The 23,871-nt window shown below is 53.1% G+C and carries 21 protein-coding genes and 1 other RNA gene; 11 read left to right on the top strand and 11 right to left on the bottom strand.

Going from position 1 to position 23,871, the window contains the following annotated elements:
• Positions 1-45: 45 nt before the first annotated feature.
• From QEH53_RS11100 to QEH53_RS11070, 7 genes are read right to left on the bottom strand one after another with little or no spacing between them, the layout of a single operon-like run.
• A complete protein-coding gene (locus QEH53_RS11100) occupies positions 46-900 on the bottom strand; it encodes an urease accessory protein UreD (RefSeq protein ID WP_309023259.1) in 855 nt (284 codons plus the stop codon).
• Between the two features lie 28 nt (positions 901-928).
• The gene (ureG, locus tag QEH53_RS11095) at positions 929-1,537 is read right to left on the bottom strand and encodes an urease accessory protein UreG (protein WP_309023258.1); all 609 of its coding nucleotides are present in this window, start codon (positions 1,535-1,537) and stop codon (positions 929-931) included.
• 39 nt (positions 1,538-1,576) lie between these two features.
• Positions 1,577-2,320 (bottom strand): urease accessory UreF family protein, encoded by a 744-nt coding sequence (locus QEH53_RS11090; RefSeq protein WP_309023257.1) that lies wholly within the window; start codon positions 2,318-2,320, stop codon positions 1,577-1,579.
• Positions 2,321-2,322: 2 nt separating this feature from the next.
• On the bottom strand, positions 2,323-2,754 hold the full coding sequence (locus QEH53_RS11085; protein ID WP_309023256.1) for a hypothetical protein: 432 nt from the start codon (positions 2,752-2,754) through the stop codon (positions 2,323-2,325).
• A gap of 41 nt (positions 2,755-2,795) precedes the next feature.
• A complete protein-coding gene (gene ureC, locus QEH53_RS11080; RefSeq protein WP_309023255.1) occupies positions 2,796-4,529 on the bottom strand; it encodes an urease subunit alpha in 1,734 nt (577 codons plus the stop codon).
• Between the two features lie 47 nt (positions 4,530-4,576).
• Positions 4,577-4,891 carry an urease subunit beta gene (locus QEH53_RS11075; protein ID WP_309023254.1) on the bottom strand — a complete coding sequence of 105 codons (315 nt, stop codon included), beginning with the start codon at positions 4,889-4,891 and terminating at the stop codon, positions 4,577-4,579.
• Entirely contained in the window at positions 4,888-5,190 is a 303-nt protein-coding gene (locus tag QEH53_RS11070; RefSeq protein WP_309023253.1) for an urease subunit gamma, read from the bottom strand. Before QEH53_RS11070 ends, QEH53_RS11075 begins: the two co-directional genes overlap by 4 nt.
• Before the next feature lie 337 nt (positions 5,191-5,527).
• Between QEH53_RS11070 and QEH53_RS11065 the strand changes: the two genes are divergently transcribed.
• From QEH53_RS11065 to urtE, 5 genes are all read left to right on the top strand, one after another.
• Positions 5,528-6,775, top strand: a complete 1,248-nt coding sequence (locus QEH53_RS11065; RefSeq protein WP_309023252.1) for a transporter substrate-binding protein — start codon at positions 5,528-5,530, stop codon at positions 6,773-6,775.
• A 108-nt stretch (positions 6,776-6,883) separates the two neighbouring features.
• Entirely contained in the window at positions 6,884-8,509 is a 1,626-nt protein-coding gene (urtB, locus tag QEH53_RS11060; RefSeq protein WP_309023251.1) for an urea ABC transporter permease subunit UrtB, read from the top strand.
• 18 nt (positions 8,510-8,527) lie between these two features.
• Positions 8,528-9,673: an urea ABC transporter permease subunit UrtC gene (urtC, locus tag QEH53_RS11055; RefSeq protein ID WP_309023250.1), complete on the top strand. Its 1,146-nt coding sequence runs from the start codon at positions 8,528-8,530 to the stop codon at positions 9,671-9,673.
• Positions 9,673-10,464, top strand: a complete 792-nt coding sequence (urtD, locus tag QEH53_RS11050) for an urea ABC transporter ATP-binding protein UrtD (protein WP_309023249.1) — start codon at positions 9,673-9,675, stop codon at positions 10,462-10,464. Before urtC ends, urtD begins: the two co-directional genes overlap by 1 nt.
• A 63-nt stretch (positions 10,465-10,527) precedes the next feature.
• The gene (gene urtE / locus QEH53_RS11045; RefSeq protein ID WP_345785717.1) at positions 10,528-11,232 is read left to right on the top strand and encodes an urea ABC transporter ATP-binding subunit UrtE; all 705 of its coding nucleotides are present in this window, start codon (positions 10,528-10,530) and stop codon (positions 11,230-11,232) included.
• A gap of 232 nt (positions 11,233-11,464) precedes the next feature.
• On the opposite strand, the gene QEH53_RS11040 is transcribed toward urtE, so the two are convergent.
• The 4 genes from QEH53_RS11040 to gyrB all read right to left on the bottom strand — a co-directional run bounded on the left by QEH53_RS11040 (position 11,465) and on the right by gyrB (position 19,332).
• Positions 11,465-12,409, bottom strand: coding sequence for a porin (locus QEH53_RS11040; RefSeq protein WP_309023247.1), 945 nt, complete (start codon positions 12,407-12,409; stop codon positions 11,465-11,467).
• A 560-nt stretch (positions 12,410-12,969) separates the two neighbouring features.
• The gene (locus tag QEH53_RS11035; protein WP_309023246.1) at positions 12,970-13,944 is read right to left on the bottom strand and encodes a porin; all 975 of its coding nucleotides are present in this window, start codon (positions 13,942-13,944) and stop codon (positions 12,970-12,972) included.
• Between the two features lie 335 nt (positions 13,945-14,279).
• Positions 14,280-16,760: a DNA gyrase subunit A gene (gene gyrA, locus QEH53_RS11030; RefSeq protein ID WP_309023245.1), complete on the bottom strand. Its 2,481-nt coding sequence runs from the start codon at positions 16,758-16,760 to the stop codon at positions 14,280-14,282.
• A gap of 52 nt (positions 16,761-16,812) precedes the next feature.
• Positions 16,813-19,332 (bottom strand): DNA topoisomerase (ATP-hydrolyzing) subunit B, encoded by a 2,520-nt coding sequence (gene gyrB, locus QEH53_RS11025; RefSeq protein WP_309023244.1) that lies wholly within the window; start codon positions 19,330-19,332, stop codon positions 16,813-16,815.
• Positions 19,333-19,564: 232 nt separating this feature from the next.
• On the opposite strand from gyrB, the gene QEH53_RS11020 reads away from it, so the two are divergent.
• From QEH53_RS11020 to QEH53_RS10995, 6 genes are all read left to right on the top strand, one after another.
• Positions 19,565-19,978, top strand: coding sequence for an Rrf2 family transcriptional regulator (locus QEH53_RS11020; RefSeq protein ID WP_309023243.1), 414 nt, complete (start codon positions 19,565-19,567; stop codon positions 19,976-19,978).
• Between the two features lie 133 nt (positions 19,979-20,111).
• Complete coding sequence (locus QEH53_RS11015; protein ID WP_309023242.1) at positions 20,112-20,771, top strand: C4-type zinc ribbon domain-containing protein; 660 nt, start codon at positions 20,112-20,114, stop codon at positions 20,769-20,771.
• Positions 20,772-21,169, top strand: an RNA gene (gene rnpB, locus QEH53_RS11010) — RNase P RNA component class A.
• A 226-nt stretch (positions 21,170-21,395) separates the two neighbouring features.
• A complete protein-coding gene (locus QEH53_RS11005; RefSeq protein WP_309023241.1) occupies positions 21,396-21,869 on the top strand; it encodes a type II secretion system protein in 474 nt (157 codons plus the stop codon).
• Positions 21,844-22,416 (top strand): prepilin-type N-terminal cleavage/methylation domain-containing protein, encoded by a 573-nt coding sequence (locus tag QEH53_RS11000; protein WP_309023240.1) that lies wholly within the window; start codon positions 21,844-21,846, stop codon positions 22,414-22,416. Before QEH53_RS11005 ends, QEH53_RS11000 begins: the two co-directional genes overlap by 26 nt.
• 17 nt (positions 22,417-22,433) lie before the next feature.
• The gene (locus tag QEH53_RS10995) at positions 22,434-23,819 is read left to right on the top strand and encodes a hypothetical protein (protein WP_309023239.1); all 1,386 of its coding nucleotides are present in this window, start codon (positions 22,434-22,436) and stop codon (positions 23,817-23,819) included.
• Positions 23,820-23,871 lie beyond the last annotated feature (52 nt).

Below are 23,871 nucleotides of genomic sequence, written 5' to 3'. Positions count from 1 at the left end.
AGAAAAACGGCAGCTGAATTTGTTCACCGCTTTCTTCCCCTTTCTTTAGCGACGCAAAGAGGAGGGTCGACGGCCGATCTTTTCGTAGAATCGCTGGCGGACTTCTGTTACGGCGCGGCGGGCAGCGATCGGATCAGCTGCGAGGATTTTGATGCACCAACACTGAGAGTGGGCGAGTTGGCTCGCTCCAATCTTGATCCCATGGCACTGCAGTTCGTGTATTTCCCGCCAGAATTGCTTGTCCTCGTCCAGTTTTGCGGACGCGAGCAAAATTGAGACGTAAAATGGGTGAGCGGCACCGAGTTCGCTTTTCCAAGCCGTTGCGGTGCCGTACTTTGGCTCGATGCAGTGCTTTTCTAGGAGGGCAAGCTTTCCGTCGTAGCGAAGTGATAGACGGTTGCGAAACTGCCGGAAGGAGAAGGCTTCCTGATGGGCGATGCGTCCCGGGGCGATGGCCTCGATGAAGAAGAGTTCCGCTCCAGCCGTGAGATCGATGGTGGTACGTTGGGTGAAGGCGCTTTCCCCTTGAAGAATGAGCCACTCTGGATTGTTTTCTAGAAAGGCTTTTTTCGCGACAGTGAAGGATTGGGTCCAGCTTGCTTCGCTTTTAGGATCCATCTTGTGGATACGAAGCGAGGAGGGGTTGGATAGGGTTAAGGACGCTCCGGTTTCGACTTTGACCTCGAGCTCAGCTGAATCCCCTGCGAGCATTCCTGCGGTCGGACACATAAGATTGAGCAGCAGGCTGTGGCCGTCCCAGTAGGGTTTGGATATGTGGATGGGAGTCTTGAAATCCTTCCGGCTGAGTATGCACTTGCCGGTGGCGTCTTGCGCGCAGGTCGCGTACAGGTGTCCTGCGACGCGCGGTCGTTCAATAGGAGGTGGTAGCTGTGTATCCACGATTGGGTTACGGGCGGAGGATTCGTTATTAGAAAAGGTATTCCTTTTTCAGCCAAGCGATGACGTCATCAAGTCCCTTGTGCGACTTGAGGTCGCAGAAGATGAACGGTCTTTCGCCTCGCATCTTCTTGCTGTCGCGTTCCATGACTCCGAGGTCGGCACCCACGTAGGGAGCGATTTCGATTTTGTTAATGATCATCAGGTCGGAGTATTGGATCGCGGGACCTCCTTTTCGTGGAATCTTGTCACCTTCGGCAACATCGATGACGTAAATGAAAGCGTCCACGAGTTCGGGGGAAAATGTGGCGGAAAGGTTGTCGCCTCCGGATTCGATCAGGACGGCCTGAGTGTCCGGATGGCGCTCGAGCAGTTCGTCGATAGCGGCCATGTTCATGGAGGTGTCGTCACGAATCGCGGTGTGTGGGCAGCCTCCGGTTTCGACACCCATTACCCGGTCTGCTTCGAGGGCTTCGTTTCGCACGAGGAATTCCGCGTCTTCGCGTGTGTAGATGTCGTTGGTGATAGCGACGAGTTTGTATTCAGATTTCAAGGCTTCGCAGAGGCGTAGCAAAAGCATGGTCTTACCGGAGCCGACGGGGCCTCCGATACCGATTCTGACAGGTCGGGAGTTGTTCATTGTTAAGGCAAATAAGTTTAGGTGTTCAGTCTAGAGGGGTTAAGAAATGAAGAGTCGCGCGTAAGCGTGCTCATGACGCTGGGAAGCTACGTCCAAATTGGGCAGGAATGCGCCTGCAAACTCGCGATCGATAGATTGCGACCTTTGAATGAGTGTTGCGACCTGGCGTAGTGATTTTGTGAGTACGGTCTGGGCCCCTTCCTGTCCTATACGTACAAGCTTGAGGGACGCGGCACAGGGGGCAGCCAGGGCTTGGTAGGTCCAAGACATGAGTGTTGCATCTAAAGGCGTGCCGAGGTCTACGTTTTCCGCTGCAAAAATGGTAATATGGTGCGGGATTATACGTTTTTGCTTTTTCAACTCATGCAGCGCTTCGAAGCGGTCTGTGGGGCGCAGCTTGTAGATGAGGCGGAGTCTCTGTTGTCCTTGGGAAGAGCTGGCTTGCCGGAGTTCTTTGCAAGGCTTTGAAGCGTTGATCTCCTCGTCGAGTTGGCAGATGTCCTCGAAGTCGTTTCGTTCGGCGGCGATGTAAGAAAACCTTAGATACGGCAGCTCGAACTCTTGGAGGTTCAGAAAGACAACGGATTCGAGAAACTTCAAAAGGGTTGCTGCATCCTTAACCTCGCCGCTGGCACAAAGCTCCTCCAGACCGTAGGAGTGTGCGTAGGAGCCGATTGGAAAGAGCGGATCCGTGGTTTGAAGCATGCTTGCTAGCCATGTAAGGCCAGGAGTCGAGATCGGATTCGGTGATTCCGACGGAGTGGCGCTGGAGCGTACTGGCATGCTCAGTGGTGATGATGCGCCGCCGTGTTGGTAGGTGGCTGGAAAATGGAACGAGCTTCCTCGAAGGGTATTTGCGAACGTTCAAGCATTTGTCTAACGGCGGGATCGTCCTCGGCCAACATGTGGTTTTCATCGAAGGCTGCTGGAAAGTGCATGTTTCCGACCATCCAGCCGTAGCGTGCACCGGTTTGCCCGTCCGGGAACGAGATTTTTAGTACCGATTCAGGCTCTTGCTCTATGAGGTAAACGCTATCGTCGGTCTCATGGAACGCGGTGCCGTGCTTGAGAGGGTGCGGTAGGTCGAAGCCGAAGTCCGTGCCGTCGGCAGCGGTGGCACGGAAGCGTCGTTTGGCGAGTTTGCGACGGTCGATGGGAAGCTGTATTCGCTTTTTGGATTCGGCTACACCGTGGAGGTGATTGGTGATGAGATGCATTTTTGAGAAAAGGTAGGAATAGGAATTCTCCTACCTGAAGGCTAGAAAAGGAAATAGCGCTGGGCGAGGGGAACTTCGGTCGCAGGTTCGCAAGTGAGCAGCGTTCCGTCGGCCTTGACTTCGTAGGTTTCAGGGTCGACCTCGATGTTAGGGGTGGCGTCGTTGTGGAGCAGATCCTTCTTGCTGATGTTGCGCGTGTTTTTCGTGGCGACGAGTCGCTTTTGCAGACCAAGCTTTTTGGCGTCTCCGCTATCGAGGAAGGCTTGGCTCACGTAGGTGATGGAGGTGCTGTACTTTGCTTTTCCGTGGGCAGCGAATTGCTTGCGGTAGAAGGTCGGCTGGGGAGTCGGAATTGAAGCGTTGGGGTCACCCATGTTAGCGAGAGCGATAAGGCCTCCCTTCAGGACGAGCTCTGGCTTGACGCCAAAAAAAGCGGGTTTCCAGACGACGAGGTCAGCGAGTTTGCCAACTTCGATGGAGCCGACTTCATGGGCGACGCCGCAGGCGATGGCGGGGTTGAGGGTGTACTTAGCTATGTAACGGAGAGCTCGGAAGTTGTCGGCTTCAGGGTGCTTGTCTGAATCTAGCTTCCCGCGCTGCACCTTCATCTTGTGGGCTGTTTGCCAAGTGCGGGAAATGACTTCTCCGACGCGGCCCATAGCTTGGGAATCGGAGGACATGATGGAGAAGGCTCCGATATCATGTAGAATGTCTTCTGCGGCGATCGTGGAGGGGCGGATCCGTGACTCGGCGAACGCAACGTCCTCGGGGATTTTAGAATCGAGGTGGTGGCAGACCATGAGCATGTCGAGGTGCTCGTCGATCGTATTCACAGTGTAAGGTCGGGTAGGGTTGGTGGAGGAGGGGAGCACGTTTAGCTCTCCGCATACTTTGATAATGTCTGGCGCGTGGCCGCCACCGGCACCCTCTGAATGGAAGGTGTGGATGACACGGCCCTTGAAGGCGGCGATGGTGTCTTCCACAAACCCAGACTCGTTAAGGGTATCTGTGTGAATGGCGACTTGGACATCCATTTCGTCTGCGACTCCGAGGCAGATATCGATAGCTGCAGGCGTGGTTCCCCAGTCTTCGTGCAGTTTGAGGCCCATGGCGCCAGCGGCTACTTGTTCGCGAAGCGCGTCGGGATTGGATGAATTGCCCTTGCCCATGAAGCCGAGGTTCATGGGGTATTCTTCAGCCGCTTCGAGCATGCGATGGATGTTCCAGGCTCCGGGAGTACAGGTAGTGGCATTCGTTCCGGTGGCGGGACCGGTACCGCCACCTGTCATGGAGGTGACGCCAGAGGCGAGGGCTTCGTCGATTTGCTGAGGGCAGATAAAATGAATATGGGAATCAAAGCCACCTGCGGTGATGATGTGGCTCTCTCCGGCGATGACTTCAGTGGAGGCACCGATTGTCATGCCCTCGCTGATACCATCTTGGATGAGCGGATTTCCGGCATGTCCGATGCTGAAGATGCGTCCGTTCTTGATTCCAATGTCCGCCTTAATGACGCCTTGAACGGCGTCGAGTATGGTGGCGTTTGTTATGACGAGGTCCAAAGAGTCTTCGGCGAGAGCTTTGGGAGATTGGCCCATGCCGTCGCGGATAACTTTTCCGCCGCCGAACTTAACTTCGTTTCCGTAGCCGCCGTTTTCAGCGATAAGATCTCGCTCGACTTGTATCAGGATTTCGGTGTCACCGAGGCGAACTTTGTCTCCTACAGTAGGGCCGAACATTTCGGCATATTGGCGTCGATCGAGTTTAAGTGGCATTTGGGGATCTGAAGGTTGGGCGTTATATATTCAAAGCGCTGAGCTCGCTAGGCATCGAGCGGGCCGTTTATCTTATCGTTGAGTCCGTAGACTTCTCGTTTGCCCGAGAGGGCTACGAGTTCGACTTCCTTCGAATCTCCAGGCTCAAAGCGGATGGCGGTGCCGGCCGCAATATTGAGGCGAAATCCACGAGCGGCAGCACGATCGAAGGCGAGGGCTGAATTAACCTCGAAGAAGTGGAAGTGGCTGCCGACCTGAATGGGTCGATCTCCCGTGTTGGTGACCGGAAGCGTTAGGGTTTCAAGGCCGACGTTCGCCTCGAGCGGGGCCGCGTCGGCGGGAATGATTTCACCGGGGATCATTGGATAGGGTTGTGAACGGTTACGAGTTTGGTGCCGTCCGGAAAAGTCGCTTCCACCTGCACTTCGTGGATCATGTCGGCGACGCCATCCATGACATCTTTCCTTCCCAGTAATGTTGCTCCGTAGCCCATGAGTTCGGCCACTGTTTTTCCGTCTCTGGCTCCCTCGAAGATCTCGTACGTGATTATAGAGACTGCCTCTGGGTAATTGAGTTTTAAGCCGCGAGCCTGTCGTCTGCGTGCCAGGTCAGCGGCGACGACGACCATGAGTTTTTCTTGTTCGCGTGGAGTCAGATGCATAGAGGATCGAATTTGGTAAGGTTTTGGGTCTTAAGCTGTAGGGAAGTTTGGAACGCTTCAAGATCGGCGGGCTTTTTTTTAAGCAATGAGCAATTTTTGAGCCACGAAGCAAGGTTAGTGCTTTATCTCAGCGGTAATACTTTTTGAAAAAAAGGTATGCTCAATATTGATCTAAATTAATACGATGGATGCGTGGAATTCATGGAGTTACACGATTTTCACAAAAAGCGCTAGGTTGGCCCAGCAGTTGCTACCTAAGCCGGACTTGCATCTCTGCTCAACATGGATGTGACGCCTTGTTCAAATGTAACACCAAACCCTCCTATTATATCATCAAATGAAGGAAGTTAAAAAACTAACCCTCGGTCTCGCTTCAGCGGCCGCTTTGTTCTCCTCGTCGCTTCTCGCCCAAGACACAGTCAAGGTCGGCGTTCTCCACTCACTAAGTGGCACTATGGCAATCAGTGAAACGTCGCTTCGTGACATTTTGCTCTTCACGTTCGACGAGATTAATGCATCCGGGGGCGTTCTCGGTAAGATGATCGAACCCGTTGTCGTGGACGGCGCATCCGACTGGCCGACCTTCGCCGAAAAGGCGGAGCAGTTGCTTGCCCAAGATAAGGTTGCTGCGACGTTTGGATGCTGGACCTCTGTAAGCCGCAAGTTCGTTCTTCCTGTTTACGAGAAATACAACGGTCTTCTTTTCTACCCAGTTCAGTACGAAGGGGAGGAAATGTCTCCAAATATCTTCTACACGGCGGAAGCGGTCAATCAGCAGGCAATTCCTGCGGTAGACTTCCTTCTCGAGGAAGGATACACCAAGTTCTACCTTATCGGCACTGACTACGTATATCCGCAGACTACCAATCTCGTCCTTTTCGAGTACTTGAAGTCAAAGGGTATCCCTGAGGAAAATATTGGTGGCGGTCTCCGCAAGGAAAACGGCGAAGTGATTTCTGCTGGTAAGTACACTCCGTTTAGCCACACCGACTACCAGCAGATTGTTGCAGATATCAAGTCCTTCGCGGCAGGTGGCGACGCAGCTGTACTCAATACCATCAATGGTGACTCTAACGTATCCTTCTTTAAGGAAATCGCTGCCTCCGGTTTGACTGCCGACGATTGCCCAATCGTTTCGTATTCGCTTTCTGAGGACGAGTTTCGGAGCCTGCCGACCGCTGACTTGGTCGGGCACCTTGGTTGCTGGACATACTTCATGTCTCTTGACACTCCTGCCAATGAGAAGTTTGTCGAAAACTTCCAAGAATGGCTGAAAACGAAGGCACCATCTAGCGTTCAAAAGGAGGGTCGTGTGACTTGTTCCCCGATGGTTCTTTCCTACGACGGTGTATACCTTTGGAAGGCAGCTGTCGAAGCAGCAGGTACCTTTGACGTAGATGCGGTAAACGCTGAGCTCGAGAAGGGTATCTCCTTCGACGGTCCAGGCGGCACCGTAACTACTCAGGAAAATCGTCACCTCACAAAGAACGTCTACATCGGTGAAATTCTCGAAGATGGACAATTCGAAATTCTCGAATCCTTCGAAGATGTGTACGGCGAGCCATTCTTGAAGGGTACCTTCTAGTTCGTTTAGCTCTTTTGAACTTACGTGGGCTCGCCCGGCCTCAACCCCCTTAGGCCAGGCGGGTCCATTGTTTTTCTCCCTCTACCAATTTCCTCTCTCCTCCCTCCAATGAAGAAAGCCTTTCTGCTTTTTTCTCTTGTTTGGACTGCGCTTGTGGGTGCTGTCGAAACAGGGGAAATCCGAATGCTACTTGAAGACCTCGCCCTAGAGCGAGTAGAAGACCAAGAAGCTACACTGCAAATCCTCGCCGACTCTGGCGACGAATATGTAACCGCATTTGTCGACGCATGGCGAGTTGGCGAAATTCGTGAGTACGAGCCAGAAGGCTCGGAACTGATTCTGATCCAAGCTGTATCCGGAAAGTACGTGCGCGTCGCAACAGGCGAAGTGATCCAAATTAGCAACGCTGTTTATGAGTCGCTAGAAAAAAATAGAGCGCCACGACAGCTCCGCCGTCTGTTGACTCGGGTCACCGATACGATCGGTTTGGCCTCGAAGGACGTGAATACTAGGGTTGATGCGGCCCTGAAGTTAGGGGCAAGCCAGGATCCGGAATACCTGCCCGAGCTCCGCAAGCGTTTCGAGGTTGAGCGAAATGGGACTGCCAAGAAAGCCTTCGAGGAGTCGATCATGATCAGCCTGCTCGCGAACGCAGAGACGCAGGAAGAATTGATTGAAGCGATTGCACGATTGGGTGAGCTCCACTCGATCCGGGCCAAGGATAAGATTTTAGCAATTGTGGATTCTGCCAAGGAAGCGGGCGATGAAGCGCTTTTGGCCGCAGCCCAAAAGGCGTCTCAAGAAATCGCCGACCACGAGGAGTTGCTGAAACACGCGGGAAGCTTCTTTCGCGGCTTAAGCACCGGAAGCGTCCTTTTAATGGTTTCGTTTGGTCTCGCTATAACCTTTGGCTTGATGGGAATCATCAACATGGCGCACGGCGAGTTCATTGCGATCGGCGGATACACCTGTTTCGTCGTGCAAGGTTACTTTTCGGATTGGTTCGGGGAAGGATCGGCAGCATTTCAATGGTTTTTCTGGGTATCGATACCGGTTAGCTTTCTCGTGGCGGGAGGAATAGGATTTCTCTTGGAAAAAGGGTTCTTCCGCTTCCTTTACAAGCGCCCGCTCGAATCGCTGCTTGCGACTTGGGGTCTTTCTATGGTGATGCGCCAAGCCTTCCGCTTGAAGTTCGGAGCAGCGAATGTGCAGGTAGCTAATCCTGATCTGTTGTTAGGGAACTTTGAATACGCGGGAATATCTATGAGCTACGCCCGTCTATTTGCGATCGCGTTTGCTGGTTTCGTGTGCGTTCTGACTTGGCTGCTTCTCACCAAGACAAACCTTGGCCTCTACATCCGTGCGGTGATGCAGAATCGCAACATGGCGTCGAGTTTGGGTATTCCGGTAAGCCGTGTTAATTCCATGACCTTTGCCTTTGGCTGTGGGCTTGCGGCCATGGCCGGAGCGGTGTTGACACAGATCGGCAATGTAGGACCGACTATGGGGCAGGCATACATCGTCGACAGCTTCATGGTGGTGGTCGTCGGTGGAGTCGGCAATCTTCTAGGAGCCGGTATTTCTGCAATGGGGATTGGTGTATTCGACCAGTTCTTACAGCCCCTCTTGGGCCCTGTTATGGGCAAGATCATCGTGTTGGGTGTGATTATCCTCTTCCTGCAGTGGAAGCCGGGTGGCATTTTTCCCACGAAATCTCGAAGCATGGACGACTAATACGGAGGGATTTCGACAATGAAGCTTTTTGATAACAAAATAGAGTTCGGCGGATACCTAGGCGCTTGCGTAGTGCTGTTGCTTATTTTGCCCGCAATGAACGCTTTTTTCCCAGACGGAAGCGCTCTGCACTTTTCGTCCTTTCAACTGTCGTTGTGGGGCAAATACGTAACCTATGCGGTTATGGCGATGAGCTTGAATTTGCTGTGGGGATACACGGGTTTGCTCTGCCTTTGTCAGAGCTTGTTCTTCGCCCTGGGCGCGTATGCGTTTGGTATGTACCTGATGCTGCATATAGGGGTAGACGACGTCTACAACACGGCACTACCTGACTTCATGGATTTCCAAGGGTACACCGCCTTACCGTGGTATTGGGCTCCCTTCGAGAATGGAGCATTTGCGATCGCAGCGACGATGCTTGTACCTGGCGTTTTAGCCTTTGTCTTCGGCTTCCTCGCTTTCCGCTCACGGATTAAAGGTGTGTATTTTTCGATTTTGACTCAGGCTCTCACCTACGCGGCGAGTCTCTTCTTCTTTAAGAACAACTTGGACTTGTTCGGTAACAATTTCATCCTCTTTGGAGGTAATAATGGTCTGACTGACTTTAAGGAGATATTTGGATACGACGTTAACGCTGCCTCGACGCAGCGTTGGATTTTCGTGATGAGCGCGATCCTGATGCTGGTTGTTTACCTCATCATCGCTTGGTTGTTGAAAACTAAGTTTGGGAAGGTGCAGCAAGCGATCAGGGATAGTGAAAATCGAGTGCGTTTTTCTGGGTATTCAACGACGACCTACAAAATGCTTATTTTCGTAGGTACATCCATGGTGGCCGGCATCGCGGGGGCCTTTTATGTGCCGCAAGTTGGTGGCATCAACGCTAACGAAATGACGCCAGCCAAGTCGCTCGACGTGGTCGTTTGGGTGGCTCTCGGCGGCCGCGGTACGAAATTTGGTCCAATCATCGGAGCAATCGTAGTGAACATCATCAAGAGCTACACGACGCGTGCCTATCCAGATAGCTGGTTAATAATCCTGGGGGCGATTTTCATGCTCGTGGTGCTCTTCATGCCAAATGGCCTAGTCGGGCTGCCAAAGCAGCTCGCTCCTGTTTTGGCACGTATTCGTGGCAATAATTCAACATCGGCAACCCCTGCTTCCTAATGGCTCACATACCTCCGGAAAAGCATACATCTCTCATACTCAGCGTTGAAGGTGTTGAAAAGTCGTTCGACGGATTCAAAGCCATCAACGATCTGAATTTTTATCTTCGCGAAGGCGAGCTACGCACGGTGATCGGTCCTAACGGGGCAGGAAAGAGTACCTTCATGGATTTGATCACGGCTCGTACCAAACCCGACGCGGGAAAGATTCAATTCCATTTGGACAATGGACAGGATGTCGACCTTACCCGTGTGAGGGAACATGATGTTAGCCAGCTCGGTATCGGGCGTAAGTTCCAAAATCCAACGGTCTACAGCTCGCACACGGTCTATGACAACTTGAAGCTCTCGCTCTCAGGTGAGCGAGGGATTTTTCACTCTCTCTTCTATCGAGAAAAACCAGCAGATCGTGATAAGATCTACAGCGTACTAGAGACTATTCGCCTAGTGAAGCACGCCGAAGATTTAGCCGGAGCTCTCTCTCACGGCCAGAAACAGTGGCTGGAAATTGGGATGCTGCTCGCTCAGGACCCGAAGATCATGTTGGTCGACGAGCCTGCTGCTGGTATGAGCGACGAAGAAACGGAGCGAACAGGAGAGCTGTTACTCAGTCTACAGGGAAAGCACAGTTTGATCGTGATCGAGCACGATATGGAGTTCGTACGTCAGATTGCGAGTCGCGTAACGGTGTTGCACCAAGGTCACGTGCTCAAGGAAGGAAGCTTCGATTTCGTCAAGAGCGATCCTCAGGTAATTGAGGTCTATCTCGGTCGCCAAACTCGTAAACACTAGGAGATTCGAAAAATGGATACACAAGTGGAAGAAGTAGCAGGAACCGTGCCGCAAAAGGATTCGATGCTCCTTTCTGTTAGAGACGTTTGTGCGGGATACGATGAGTCGATGATCCTGAAAGGTGTTTCGATTGACGTCCCCGAGAAGAAGGCCGTCGCTTTGCTGGGTCGAAATGGAACAGGTAAGACGACCTTGCTCAACACGATTCTGGGCTTAGTAGCTACCAAGGTAGGCACAATTGAGTTTACTGGTGAGATGATCCACAAGATGCCATCAGATGCTAGAGCGCGATTAGGAATCGGCTACGTCCCGCAAGGCCGTGATATCTTTCCAGGGCTCACCGTTTGGGAGAACCTCAACGTGAGCCTACGTGTGGCCAACGCGGGTAAGGATGCCGAGGCCCGCCTAGAATCTGTCTACGAACTTTTTCCAGTCCTCAAGGATATGATAAAGAGGAAGGGTGGAGTGCTTAGTGGGGGCCAGCAGCAGCAGTTAGCTATTGGGCGCGCTCTGTTGCTGAAGCCTAAGCTTTTGATTCTCGATGAGCCGACGGAAGGTATTCAGCCATCCATAATCGATCAGATCGAAGACGCAATCTACGCGATTAGAAAACAGGGAGAGATGAGCGTGATACTCGTTGAGCAGTACATCGATTTTGCGCGAAACGCGTGTGAGAGCTTCTATATACTCGAACGTGGATCGGTGGTGCAGAAGGGAGACATTGCTAAGCTCGATGACGCAATGGTAGCGAAGTACCTGACGGTTTAATTTCTCACCTCGATTAAAATAGAGTAGGCCTCGATTGAGCATCGGGGCTTTTTTTGTGAATAAACTGCGTTGTCCAGGCGGGGCGCTCTGTGCTCGGGCTTTTGCGCTTGGATTCAAGGGATTGGGCTGGGTGATATGAAAATTACGTTTTTAGCTTGTAGCCAATTAGCTTATACAAAAAAGCCTCCACCAATACGGTGGAGGCGTCCTTAGAAGCTTTTAGTTATACCAACTAGAAAGTGAAGAGTGCTTCGAGAGCGAACTCTGTCGCGTCGCCGGTGAAGTAGTCAATCTGGCTTACTTCTGACACGATAGCGAGGTTGTCGTTAACAGCGTGAATGTAGGCAGCGGTGTACTTCTTGAAATCCTGGTTGTCCAAGCTAGTACCTTCGCGTACGTCGTTGCCGCTAACACGAGCGGTGAATGTGCCCTTGTCACCGGTAGCAACAGAGTACATGAGCAACCACTGATTGATTTCAGTCATACCGTCCGAGTAATCGTTGACTTCAGCTGCGATTGTGGATGCCCCAAATTCGTAGGAAGCCCAGAGGTTGACGAGTTCGCGGTCTTCTCCACCAGCGTTTGCGGAATCGACGGCGTAGCCGAGGAACACTGTCCATCCGTCTGCAGGAGTGAGAACGAGCTTGGTTTCGATACCCATATCGAAGTCGTCAGCGTCACTGTTGATGGAACCGTCATCGTCGTATACCGAGTCAACGAGCGCGAGTCCAAGGGAGCCCCAGTCGTCGCTGAAGTCGATTGTTACGCCATTGTGGTAGCCAGGGATGGTTGTTCCGTAGGCGTAAGAGTACTGGTAGAGGCCTGTTGGCTCTGCAGTTTCCCAACCCATGTAACTGAGGAACTTGCCGGCAGTGATGGAAGTGCCTTCGCCGAGGTCGTAGGTGAGAAACGCTTGCTCGAGATCGATCTCGTTAGCGTCGCCGCGTTGGTAGTCGAGGTCGACCTGGGCAGTGATCTCGTCGAAAGAGAAGAGGAAATCGATCTCCATCTGATCCAAATCGAACGAAGTGGAATCGCCGTCGTCGGTGTCAGCATGGAAGAGCGACATGTCAAGGAAGCCTGTCACAGACAGGTTTTCGTTGATTTCGATCTGGCCGTGAAGGGCAGAGCTGGTGAGCAGCGTACCTGCTGCAGTTAGACTTAGTAGTTTGTTCATTGATCTGAGTTTTAGGTAGTGACGCTTGTAGCTAAGCTACTTGCGATGAGAGTGATATGTGAAAAGTCGGCAGGAAATCAATTTCGAACGACTCGCGGTTTTAGCAAATTAATTGCCAACCCTTGATGATGACAAAAATTTCCCTAATTTCCCCAGTTATGAAAATTTCTGCTCAAATTCATGCATAGCATAAGGGATATTCTGTAACGTTGGGCCCTCAAAGTTCGGGATGGAACCTAACTCGTTGGTGCCATCAATTAGCGCTTCTTCGCCGGGGAGCTCTGTTTTAGGTGCATTTGATTTCGCCGCAGAGAGTATAGATGGCTCGCTTCATGGGGGAACTCGGTAGAGCACCTAGTAGGGTCTCTATCCGCCTGCCTATTTGCCGACGACGAGCCTTCCAGTGCCAAGTAACGCGGTTACGTCGGTCCCGCTTGGGACGCTGGTTTCTTCATCGACATGTTCGTTACTTGTGCAGCCTGCTGGTATCGAGATTCTAAAAAAAATAGCCCCTACCGAAAGGTAGAGGCTATCCAGAAATAATATGCTAGTTTAGTGAACTAGAATGTGAAGAGTGCTTCGAGTGCGTACTCTGTAGAGCTGCCTCTCCAAGAACCCATATCCACTTCGCTAATTTCGCTAACGATCGCCAAGTTGTCGTTCACTGCATGGATGTAAGCGAGGGTGTACTTGGTATCTTCGTCTTCCAATTGTCCAGAACCGACCATCGCAGATGCCATTTGGCTCTCGTAGTCGCGCTTGTCGTTGCTGATACGAGCTGTGAAAGTACCCTTGTCGCCTACTGCGACGGAGTACATGAGAAGCCACTGGTCGATGTCACGGAAACCATCTGTGTACACGTTGTACTCAGCTGCGAAGGTGGAAGAACCTACTTCGTATGAGCCCCAGAAGTTGATGAGCTCGCGATCTACGCCACCATTGTCAGCGGAATCGAGACCGTAACCGAGGAAAAACGTCCAGCCTTCAGCAGGTGTGAGGACGAGCTTGGCCTCAGCGCCAACCTCGAAAGGATCGTCTCCATTGATGGAACCGTCGTCGTCGTAGACAGAGTCAACGAGAGCGAGTCCGATAGAGCCCCAGTCGTCGCTGAAGTCTATGCTCACGCCGTTGTGGTAGCCAGGGATAGTCGTGCCGTACGCGTACGAGTACTGGTAGAGACCGGTAGGCTCTGCAGTTTCCCAGCCCATGTAGCTGAGGAACTTACCAGCGGTGACGGAGGTTCCTTCGCCGAGGTCATAGGTGAGGAACGCTTGCTCGAGATCGATCTCGTTAGCGTCGCCGCGTTGGTAGTCGAGGTCAACCTGCGCGGTGATCTCGTCGAAAGAGAAAAGGAAATCGAGTTCCATCTGATCAAGGTCAAACGATGTCGAATCACCGTCATTGTTGTCAGCGTGGAAGAGCGACATGTCTAGGAAACCTGTAACAGACAGGTTTTCGTTGATTTCGATCTGGCCGTAGATGGTGGAGCTAGTGAGTAGCGCTCCGGCCGCGGTTAGACTTAGTAGTTTGTTCATTGATCTGAGTTTTAGGTAGTGACGCTTGTAGCTCGGCTACTTGCGGTGAGATTGTTTAATTGAACAGATTGTTAGAGGTGTAATCCGACTAGAGTCCTTTTCAGCAAATTAATTGCCAATCAAGGGGTTTGATAAAAAATTACGAATTATTTTTTGTCATGAAAATTTCTGCTCAAATTCATGCAGAATATAAAGGACTTTTGTTGAATAACCTGCCTCTGGGTCCCGGAATTTAGGTACAAAGCACTACAGGATCAAGCTTTAACTGCTTAACATCTAAGGGCTTTGGGGGTATCACCCAAGCCCCTGGTTACTTAGGTGCTAATGCATTTTTGCTACTCTTCGCCGGAAGGAGTCACTTCGGCATCGTTTGTCGGCTCGCCATCTAGTTGTATGTCCTCCTCGTCCTCGACGATGCGTGCGACTCCGAGAAGCTTATCACCTTCGTTGAGGTTGATGCAGCGAACGCCCTTGGTGATGCGGCCGATGAGATTGATGTCCTTGACGCTGGTGCGGACGGCTTGCCCGTTTTTAGTCAACATCATGATCTCGTCGTTTTCGCGTACTGCTAGGGCTCCAGCTACGCCAGAGGTTTTGGCTGCGATCACGCCGCTGCCACCGCGCTTCTGTAGTGGGAACTCGTCGAAGACGGTGCGTTTGCCTTGCCCGTTGATGCCGCAAATGAGCAGGGCGCACTCGTTGTCGACCACTTCCATGGCTTGAGCGTAGTCTTTGGTGGAAAGTTTCACGCCGCGGACGCCGCGAGTGGCACGACCTTGCTCGCGCAGATCGGACTCGTGGAAGCGGATGGACTTGCCCAGGTGGGTGACGATGACCAGTTCGCTGTCCCGGTTGGTTAACTTGACGGTAATGAGCGAGTCACCCTCGTCGATGTTGATGCCGATGATGCCGCCCTTGCGGAAGTTTTTGTAGGCGGCGAGGTTCGTCTTCTTAACCGTGCCGTGCTTGGTGCACATGACCAAGTTGAAGTCCTCGGAGATTTCCTTAACGCAGATCATGGCGGCGATCTGCTCTTCTTTCTGAAGTTGTAGCACGTTGTTGATGCTGCGGCCTTTGGAGGTGCGGGAACCTTCCGGAAGTTCGTAGACCTTCTCCACGTAGACGCGACCGTTGTTCATGAAAAACATGATGGTGTCGTGCGTGTTGGCCGTGAAGATATGCTCCACAAAATCGTCCTCGTAGGTGTTGCCACCTTGCACGCCCTTGCCGCCGCGTTTTTGGGTGCGGAATTCAGAGTCGGAGACGCGCTTGATAAAGCCCTTATGGGAGATGGTGATGAAGCAACCCTCCTTCGGCGTCATGTCCGCCTTGGAGATGTCGCCTTCGTAAGGAACGATTTCGCACTTACGTGGGCTGGTGTACTTTTCCTTCAACTCTGAGAGCTCTTCTTTGATGATGGAGAGGAGCTTGTACTCGTTTTCGAGAATGGAGCGGAGCTCTTCGATGAGCTTGAGGAGTTCGGCGTATTCTTCTTCGATCTTGCCGCGCTCCATACCGGTGAGCTGGTAGAGGCGGAGGTCCAGGATGGCCGTGACCTGACGATCGGAGAGCGGGTACTTTTCCTGGAGGCGGACCTTGGCTTCGTCGCGGTTGGCGGACGAGCGGATGATCTTGATGAAGTCGTCCAGGTTGTCCAAGGCGATCTTGTAGCCTTCGAGGATGTGGGCGCGGTCTTCGGCTTTTCTCAGACGGAATGCAGTACGGCGGTAGATGACTTCGCGGCGATGATCGATGTAGCAATTGATCATCTCTTTCATGTTCATCTGCTTTGGACGCTTGTTGTCCAGAGCGAGCATGTTGACACCGAAGGAAGACTCTAGGGCGGTCTTCTTGTAAAGTTTTGAGATGATTACCTCGGGGAACTCTCCGCGCTTAAGCTCGATGACGATACGGGTGTTTTCGTCGGATTCGTCGCGCAGGTCAGAGATGCCTTCGACTTCCTTGGTGGAAACGAGTTCGGCGATCTTGGTGACGAGTGTGGCGCGGTTGACGTTGTAGGGGATCGTCGAGATGATGATACGCTCGCGATCACCGCCTTCCATCGGCTCGGAAGTAACCGTTCCGCGCATACGGACGATGCCACGGCCGGTGTTCATGTACTCGTCGATGCCCTTGCGTCCGATGATACGTCCACCAGTCGGGAAGTCAGGTCCTTGAATCATCTCACCGAGTTCGGCGATGGTGATGTTTGGATTGTCGATCTGGGCGCAGACGCCGTCGATGAGCTCGTCGAGATTGTGCGGCGGGATGTTGGTCGCCATGCCAACGGCGATCCCTGTGGAACCGTTCATGAGAAGGTTCGGTAGTCCTGCTGGCAATACAGATGGTTCGGTGGTGGACTCCTTGTAGTTGGCTACGAAGTCTACTGTGTCTTCGTCGATGTTGCGAAGGAGATCCTCAGCAATGGCAGTGAGACGAGCTTCCGTGTAACGATAGGCCGCGGGGGAGTCGCCGTCGACGGAACCGAAGTTACCTTGCGGATCTATGAGCGGGTAGCGCATTACCCAGTTTTGCGCCATGCGTACTAGGGTATCGTAGACAGAGGAGTCACCGTGCGGGTGGTAGTTCTTGAGGACTTCACCGACAACACCGGCGCACTTATCGAAGGGGCGGTTGTGGAGCAGTCCCTCACGCAGCATGGCGTAGAGAATGCGGCGTTGGACGGGTTTGAGTCCGTCGCGGGCATCGGGAAGGGCACGGCTGACGATGACCGACATCGAATAATCGATGTACGCGGTCTGCATGATGTCAGTAATGCTAGTTTGGGAGATTCTTTCGTTGGAAATGTTTTCCATAGCGAGTGATTATAAAATGGATACGGTTTACGGGTTCGCTGCCAAGGGGCTCCTAGACGTCGAGGTAGGAAACGTTGAGGGCGTTGTCTTCGATGAAAAGACGGCGAGGTGCGACTTCTTCTCCCATGAGAATAGTGAAGAGTTCGTCAGCCTTGGCGGCGTCGTTGATGTTGACCTTTAGTAGTCTACGCTTGGATACGTCCATGGTCGTTTCGTAGAGCTGCTTTGGGTTCATTTCACCGAGACCCTTGTAGCGTTGGATGCTGAGTCCCTTGCGTCCGGATTTTCGAATTTCGTCGAGAATCGACATGTTGGAGAATATCTCGATTGTGTTCTCGCTCTTGGATCCGAGGTTTTCTGTGAAGGTGTAGACGGGTTCCTCGGAGGTGACGAATTGGTCGAGGTTTAGCCCAATCTGTTCGATTTCGTGAAGAAGCTTGGACATCTCGTTCGACTCGAAAATTTCGAAGATTGAGATGCGTTTCGAGATACCAGCTGCTTCGTCGAAGATGGTCGCGGTTGCGTTCTCTTCGTTGAGGCTTTCGGCACCCATGCCTTGGTTTTGTACGAATGCGGCACGGTCCGATTCTTCGCGAAGGAAGTGGTAGGTCTCGTTGTTGCCTTCGCGGACGCGGGCAAGGTAGCGAGGGAGCGTATGGTCGTCTTTTGAATACTGTTCGAGGTACTCTGCAAGCGAGCCGCCGTGGCGTGTAACCGATCCGCCAATACGTTCGAGTTGAGCGAAGACTTCGACAATCTTGTCGAGCTTTTCGCCTTCGAACTTATGGCCGCCATCGACGCGAGTGAGGACGGCTTCGTCGCCGCCGAGCTCGAGCAGGATGCGGTTGAGCTGTTCGTCGTTGTCGACGTATTGCTCGCGGCGCTTGCGCTTGATTTTGTAGAGCGGAGGTTGGGCCATGTAGACGTAGCCTCGCTCGATGAGCCCTTTCATGTGGCGGTAGAGGAAGGTGAGCAATAGGGTCGAGATGTGGGAGCCGTCGACGTCCGCGTCGGTCATTATGATGATCTTGTGGTAGCGGGCTTTCTCGATGTTGAAGCCGCCGCCGTCTTCCGAATCGCCGATTCCGGTACCGATCGCGGTGATCATAGTACGGATTTCGTTGTTGGAGAGGACCTTGTCGATACGAGCTTTCTCGGAGTTGATCAGCTTACCGCGCAGGGGAAGGATGGCTTGGGTGCGACGGTCGCGCCCTTGCTTGGCTGAACCACCCGCAGAGTCACCCTCCACGATGTAGATCTCGGATTCTTCGGGTTTGCGGGAAGAGCAGTCGGCTAGTTTGCCAGGCAAGCCACCGCCGGAGAGGGCAGACTTGCGAACCGTTTCGCGAGCCTTGCGAGCGGCTTCGCGGGCGCGGGCGGCGTTGAGGCACTTGTCGATGAGCCGTTTGGCGAGCTTGGGATCGGTTTCGAATTGGTACTTCAGTCCTTCGCCAACGATCTTTTGTACGATGCCGTCGACCTCGCCATTGGACAGTTTAGTCTTAGTCTGGCCTTCGAAGCGCGGCTCGGGAACTTTGACGGATATAACGGCTACCAACCCTTCGCGAGCGTCGTCGCCGGTGATGGCGGGATCCTTGTCCTTGAGGAGGTTGTTGGCGCGTGCGAACTGGTTGACCACGCGGGTGAGGGCGGTGCGGAAGCCGGTGAGGTGGGTGCCGCCTTCGATGTTGAAGATGGAATTGGCGTAGGCGAAGATTTGGTCGTTGTACGAGTCGTTGTACTGCATGGCCACGTCTACGGCGATGGCGGGCTCGTCTTCTTTTTCCTTAACGGAGTCGCGAAAGCAGATGGGGTCCTCGTGCAGGACGTTCTTGGAACGGTTGAGGAAGCGGATGTATTCGGCGATGCCGTCCTTGAATAGAAAGCTCTCCTCTTTATTGGAGCGTTCGTCGATGACGGTGATGGAGATGCCGGGATTGAGGAATGCTAGCTCGCGGAGGCGCTTGCCGAGGATCTCATACTCGAAAGTGAGGGTGGTTTGGAAGATTTCCGGATCGGGCTTAAAGGAGATCTTAGTGCCAGTCTTTTGGGTTTCGCCGATAATGGTTAGCTCCTTGGTGGTCTTGCCTCGGCTGAACTGCATCTGGTGGATCTTGCCTTCGCGGCGGACCTCGGCCTCGAACCACTCGGAGACGGCGTTCACACACTTAGCTCCGACGCCGTGCAGTCCGCCGGAAACTTGGTAGGCGCCCTTGCCGAACTTGCCGCCAGCGTGAAGGTTTGTGAGTACCAGCTCGAGGGCGGGAATATTGTAGGTAGGGTGGATGTCTACAGGGATGCCGCGGCCGTCGTCTTCTACGGAGCAGGAGCCGTCGAGGTGGATGGAGACCTTGATGTTCTTGCAGTAGCCGGCGAGGGCCTCGTCGATGGAGTTGTCGACGACTTCGAATACGCAGTGGTGGAGGCCGCGCTCGTTGGTATCCCCGATATACATGTCGGGACGCTTGCGCACGCCTTCGAGGCCTTCGAGCTTCTGAATATTGGAAGCGTTGTATTCTGAATCGCCGTCATAGTTGACAGGCAGGTTCTCAGATTCGTTTTGGGAATCCATAAAGGTGGTACAGGGTTTTCTGTAAGGCTGTTGGTTGAGCGGGCTCAGAAGGCACGCTTCATCTATTAAAACAGCAAATGAAAACGCCCGCGCGTGCGCGTGCAAGGCCTTTGTCGGATTTCGTGTAAATGAGGCCTTCTAGTGTGCTTCTAAGGCCCGTTCTGAGATCGAGCTAGGGAGGTGTATTGACTTTCTGGTGTAATCGGATGTCGAATGCCTACGATTTTTGCCTATGAAGTTATCCGTAAAGCTCGACTATGCGTGCCGCGCCCTCGCCCGAATGGCCGTCCGACTTCCGTCGGGGGAACTTTCGCGAATTGAGGAGCTTGCGGAGTTGGAGGCGGTCCCTGCCAATTACTTGGTGCAGATCCTAGGTGAGCTGCGAAACGGTGGATTGATCGAGAGCCGCCGGGGTAAGCAAGGTGGCTATTTGTTAGCCCGTAGTCCCGATGAGATATCGCTTCGTGAAGTCATTGCCTTGGTACAGGGCGACGTTTTTGGGTCGGTAGCCAATTCTTCCGGCGCGTCGGGCGAATCCGTGGCGAAAACGTGGAAGACCTTGCAGGATTGTTTCGAGGCCAAGGCTTCGGAATTGACGGTAAGGGACCTGATGCCGAACTCGACCGAAGAGATGTATTATATATAAGGGATTCGCCGTAGCGTTTTTAACGCATTTGGCTCGATTGAAGGTTTGACCCGTCATGATTCGGGCAGCTGAATGCAATTCCCCTATGGTATCCGATGCCCTCACCAAGATGCTGATCCTCCAGGATCGCGACATGAAATTGCAACAAGTCGAGGACGCGTTGCAGACGATCCCTTTGGAGAGGAAGGCAGCAGAAGCGAAAATTGCATCGCTGAAGGCGGATATAGAAGCTGCGCGGCAGCGTATCAAGGAGTTGGAGACGAAGGGCAAAGGCATCGAAACGGAGATGGCTTCTGTCGAGGTTCAGATCGTCAAGTATAAGAACCAGCAGCTCCAAGTTAAAAAGAACGAGGAGTACCAAGCTTTGATCCATGAGATCGAGAACGCAGGGAAGAAGATTTCCGATTTAGAGTCCGACGAACTCGAGGTGCTCTATGAGCTCGACGAAGAGCGAAAGCGATTCGCGGAGTCTGAGACGAAGTCGAAAGAGGAGATTGTTCTGGAGGAGAGGGCGATTGTACGACTCAACGAGCGGGAGGAGGAAGTGAAGGATGAACTCGAATCGGCTCGGGAGGCCAAGGTGGCAGCAGACGCGGAGTTGGACAACCCGAGCCGCTCGAAGTACACGCAGGTCGCTCGCGGTCTCAAGTTTCCGGTAGTCGTCGAACTGGCTGGCCAGTCCTGCAAGGGATGCCACATGCGGGTATCCAACGCTATTTTGTCGGAAGTGAAGGCGGCCAAGGAAATTACGACTTGCGACAATTGCGGGCGCATCCTCTATTACGCGGACTAGTTTCGGGGCCGCGCATTCGCTCCGTTGTTCTTTTTGAGAATCTCCGGGGAGGAAAGTCCGGACGCCATAGGGCAGGATTCCTCGTGAAAGCGGGGGAGGGCCGCTTTAAGGCGGTTCGACGGCCAGTGCCACAGAGAATATACCGCCTCGGCTTCGGTCGGGGTAAGGGTGAAAAGGTGGGGTAAGAGCCCACCGCGGTCCGAGTAATCGGGCTGGCAGGGTAAACCCATTCCGGCGCAAGGTTAAATAGGGAACCTGGGCTGCTCGTCCATTAAGGGTTCCGGGTAAACCGCGCTACTTCGCAAGAAGGGGCTCCCGCTTCGGCGGGATGCAGATAAATGAATGCGAGTCTGGTTTCGGCCAGACTACAGGATCCGGCTTACAGGCTCCGAAACTAGCTATTTACTAAGTGATCATCGAGTTTAGCGCGGTACGTCGTATGCGGATATTTTCTAGGGCACGATAGGTTGCTAGGCCTATGTCTTGCGTGGGCGGGGTGGATTTTACGCTTAGTTTGGGTTGGAGGAAAATACTGCGTCTTGGTCAAGAACTGGAGCTTTCCTCTATTCTGCTCGTTTTTGATTCAGGTCCCCCGTTTGGGGAAGTAATATGCGTTTTCACAACTTGCCTGAATCTAATGATCGCCTAGTGCGGAGCGGACTCTTTGTGAAAGGTGAGGGCGGTTTCACTTTGGTGGAAGTTATCATGGCGCTCATGGTCCTGGGGCTCGTCTTGGTAGCCGCGTTTTCGACCGTAACCCAAGCATTGCAAACGGTCGAGACTTCCCGCGACTATGCCCGTGTCGCTCAGATCCTGCAGAGCGAGATGGAGGATTTGCGTACCATGAGTTGGAGCGCATTGGAAGCCCAGCAAACGACGGACGCAGGCGAGGTTTCGATCGATCTCACCACCGAATTCAACGATGCTTTTGGGGCACGCTACCAAGCTTATCGGTTGATCGAAGACCGCCATTCAAATCAGAAGCAGGCGACGATTCGGGTGGAATGGAACGACGCCCGCGGAAACGCTAGGGCAAAACAAACGGTTTCTTGGTTCACTGAGAATGGATTACATGACTACTACTATCGCTCATTCTAGGAAGAACTCTGGCGTGTCGCTTAACCGTAGGGCATTCACGTTGGTTGAAGTGCTCGTTACGGTATCGCTCTGCGGTTTGGTGCTTGCCATCTCGACGGGGAGCTTGCTCTTCCTGGCCAAGACTACGAAGGGCCTTGGTAACTACCAGGACATGAACATGGCCAGTCGTTTCACTCTAGAGGATTTTGGGTCGGACGCTCGCATGACAGTCGATGTGAATTCGGCGACGGCGACTAGGGTTTCCCTAGATGTATACGATTCCACCGGTGGGATAAGCACCGTTGTCTACGCTTTCGACGCGGTCACAGGGACATTCTCGCGCACGGCTGGAGGCAAGACTGATATCATCTTGAAGGACGTGAAATCATTGGAGCTCGTCTACTATAACCTCTACGGAGTCAAGGACTCCGACGGGACTATCAATCCGATTGAGGTGAAGGAAATCCAGCTTCAAGCGGAGATGCAGAGGAATGTTCTTAGCATCAACAATACAAACGAAATCATCTCGGCTCGGTTCATGATGCGGAATCGGTCAGTGAGTAGTTAATCAAGTGAGGGTCTAATATGAAGGGAAATTCTATGAGTGGTAAAAGGGGATCAGCCATGGTTGCGGCCATTTTCGTGGTGGTCGTGCTCGGCCTGTGGATGGCAGCTGCGATGCAGTCGTCATTTACTGAATACAAAATGTCGACACGCTACCTCAATATGCAGAATGCGTTGAACTTAGCGGAGTCAGGCCTTGAGGAAGGGGTTCGCGGATTCAATGACGGGAGTTGGTCGTCAGCTGATGGGTGGATATCTCATTCCAACGGGTACTTCAAATCTCTAGCGGCCCCTTGGGTGGGAGACGGGGCTACTGGCGAGATTAAGGTATTTGTGAGCAAGAGCACCACATCGCCGACGATTGCGGCCGAGGGGTCCTTAACAGGCGCGGACGGTCGTACGCTCTCTCGCCAGATCAAGGTAGATTTGTCGTCCAGCAGTCTTTTTGCTAACGGACTTCTGGCGCGCCGAAACGTGATCATGAATGGCAACGGAGTGACAGTGGACAGCTGGGACTCGCGAGTGGGTAACTACTCGGCTGCGACTCGCGCCTCAAATGGCAATGTAGCTTCGTTGGCTCTCCTGAACACCGATATCCTGCTCAACAATGCCGATATCTACGGTTACATCGCGGTAGGTGGAACGTTTAACGTAAACTCGTCATTCCATCGCAATGGCACTCTGGGTGAGTGGGGCGACGCGAGTGGATCGAAGGATCTCACCCGTGTTGCGGAAGATTTTTATGCCGAGCTCCCGCCGGTGGACGTCCCTCCTTATGCGGGATGGACGGATGTTAGCACCTTGAATGGTGGTTCTTCCGACATTAATGGACCGTTGACTCTCGGTGATCCTCTGGACACCACGCCGGCTAAGTACCAAGCGGAACGCATCGGTCTCTCAGGTAATGGGGACAACTTGGTGATCGATGGTCCCGTAGCGCTCTACGTTCGCCGTAATGTGAGTATTTCAGGCAAAGGCACGATTCGGATTACTGAGAACGGTTCGCTGGAGCTTTATTCGGCAGAGTCCCTCAGCATTACCGGAAATGGCTCTGCCTACGGAATGCAGAACGAAACCAAGAAGGCCGAGAAGTTCATGATTTACAACACCACTCCCTACGAAGGGGGGACTAGTGTGGATGTGGGGGGCAACGGCCTGGTCTACGCTGTAATCTACGCCCCGAATTCAAACGTGCACTTGCATGGCGGGGGATCTGGCGGGGCCGTACATGGAGCGATTGTGGGCTTGGAGATCACGCTCAGTGGCGGTTACGAGTTCCACTACGACGAGGCATTGGCGGATCTCGGAGGCGGCAGCGGGTTGAACATTGACTTCTGGCGGGAACTGAAGGCAGTGGGAGAGCGCTTGCCGTTCGGCGATCCGACTCTATTGAATAATAGCTTTTAGGCTGAGTTGAAATTATCTTTCCTCCCGTCCGGCTAAAGCCTTGACAAAGGCT

This window comes from Pelagicoccus sp. SDUM812002, from assembly GCF_031127835.1.
In the GTDB taxonomy this organism is placed as follows: domain Bacteria; phylum Verrucomicrobiota; class Verrucomicrobiia; order Opitutales; family Opitutaceae; genus Pelagicoccus.
The sequence above is the reverse complement of the archived record's forward strand: the minus strand, read 5'-3'. Positions and strand labels throughout refer to the sequence as shown.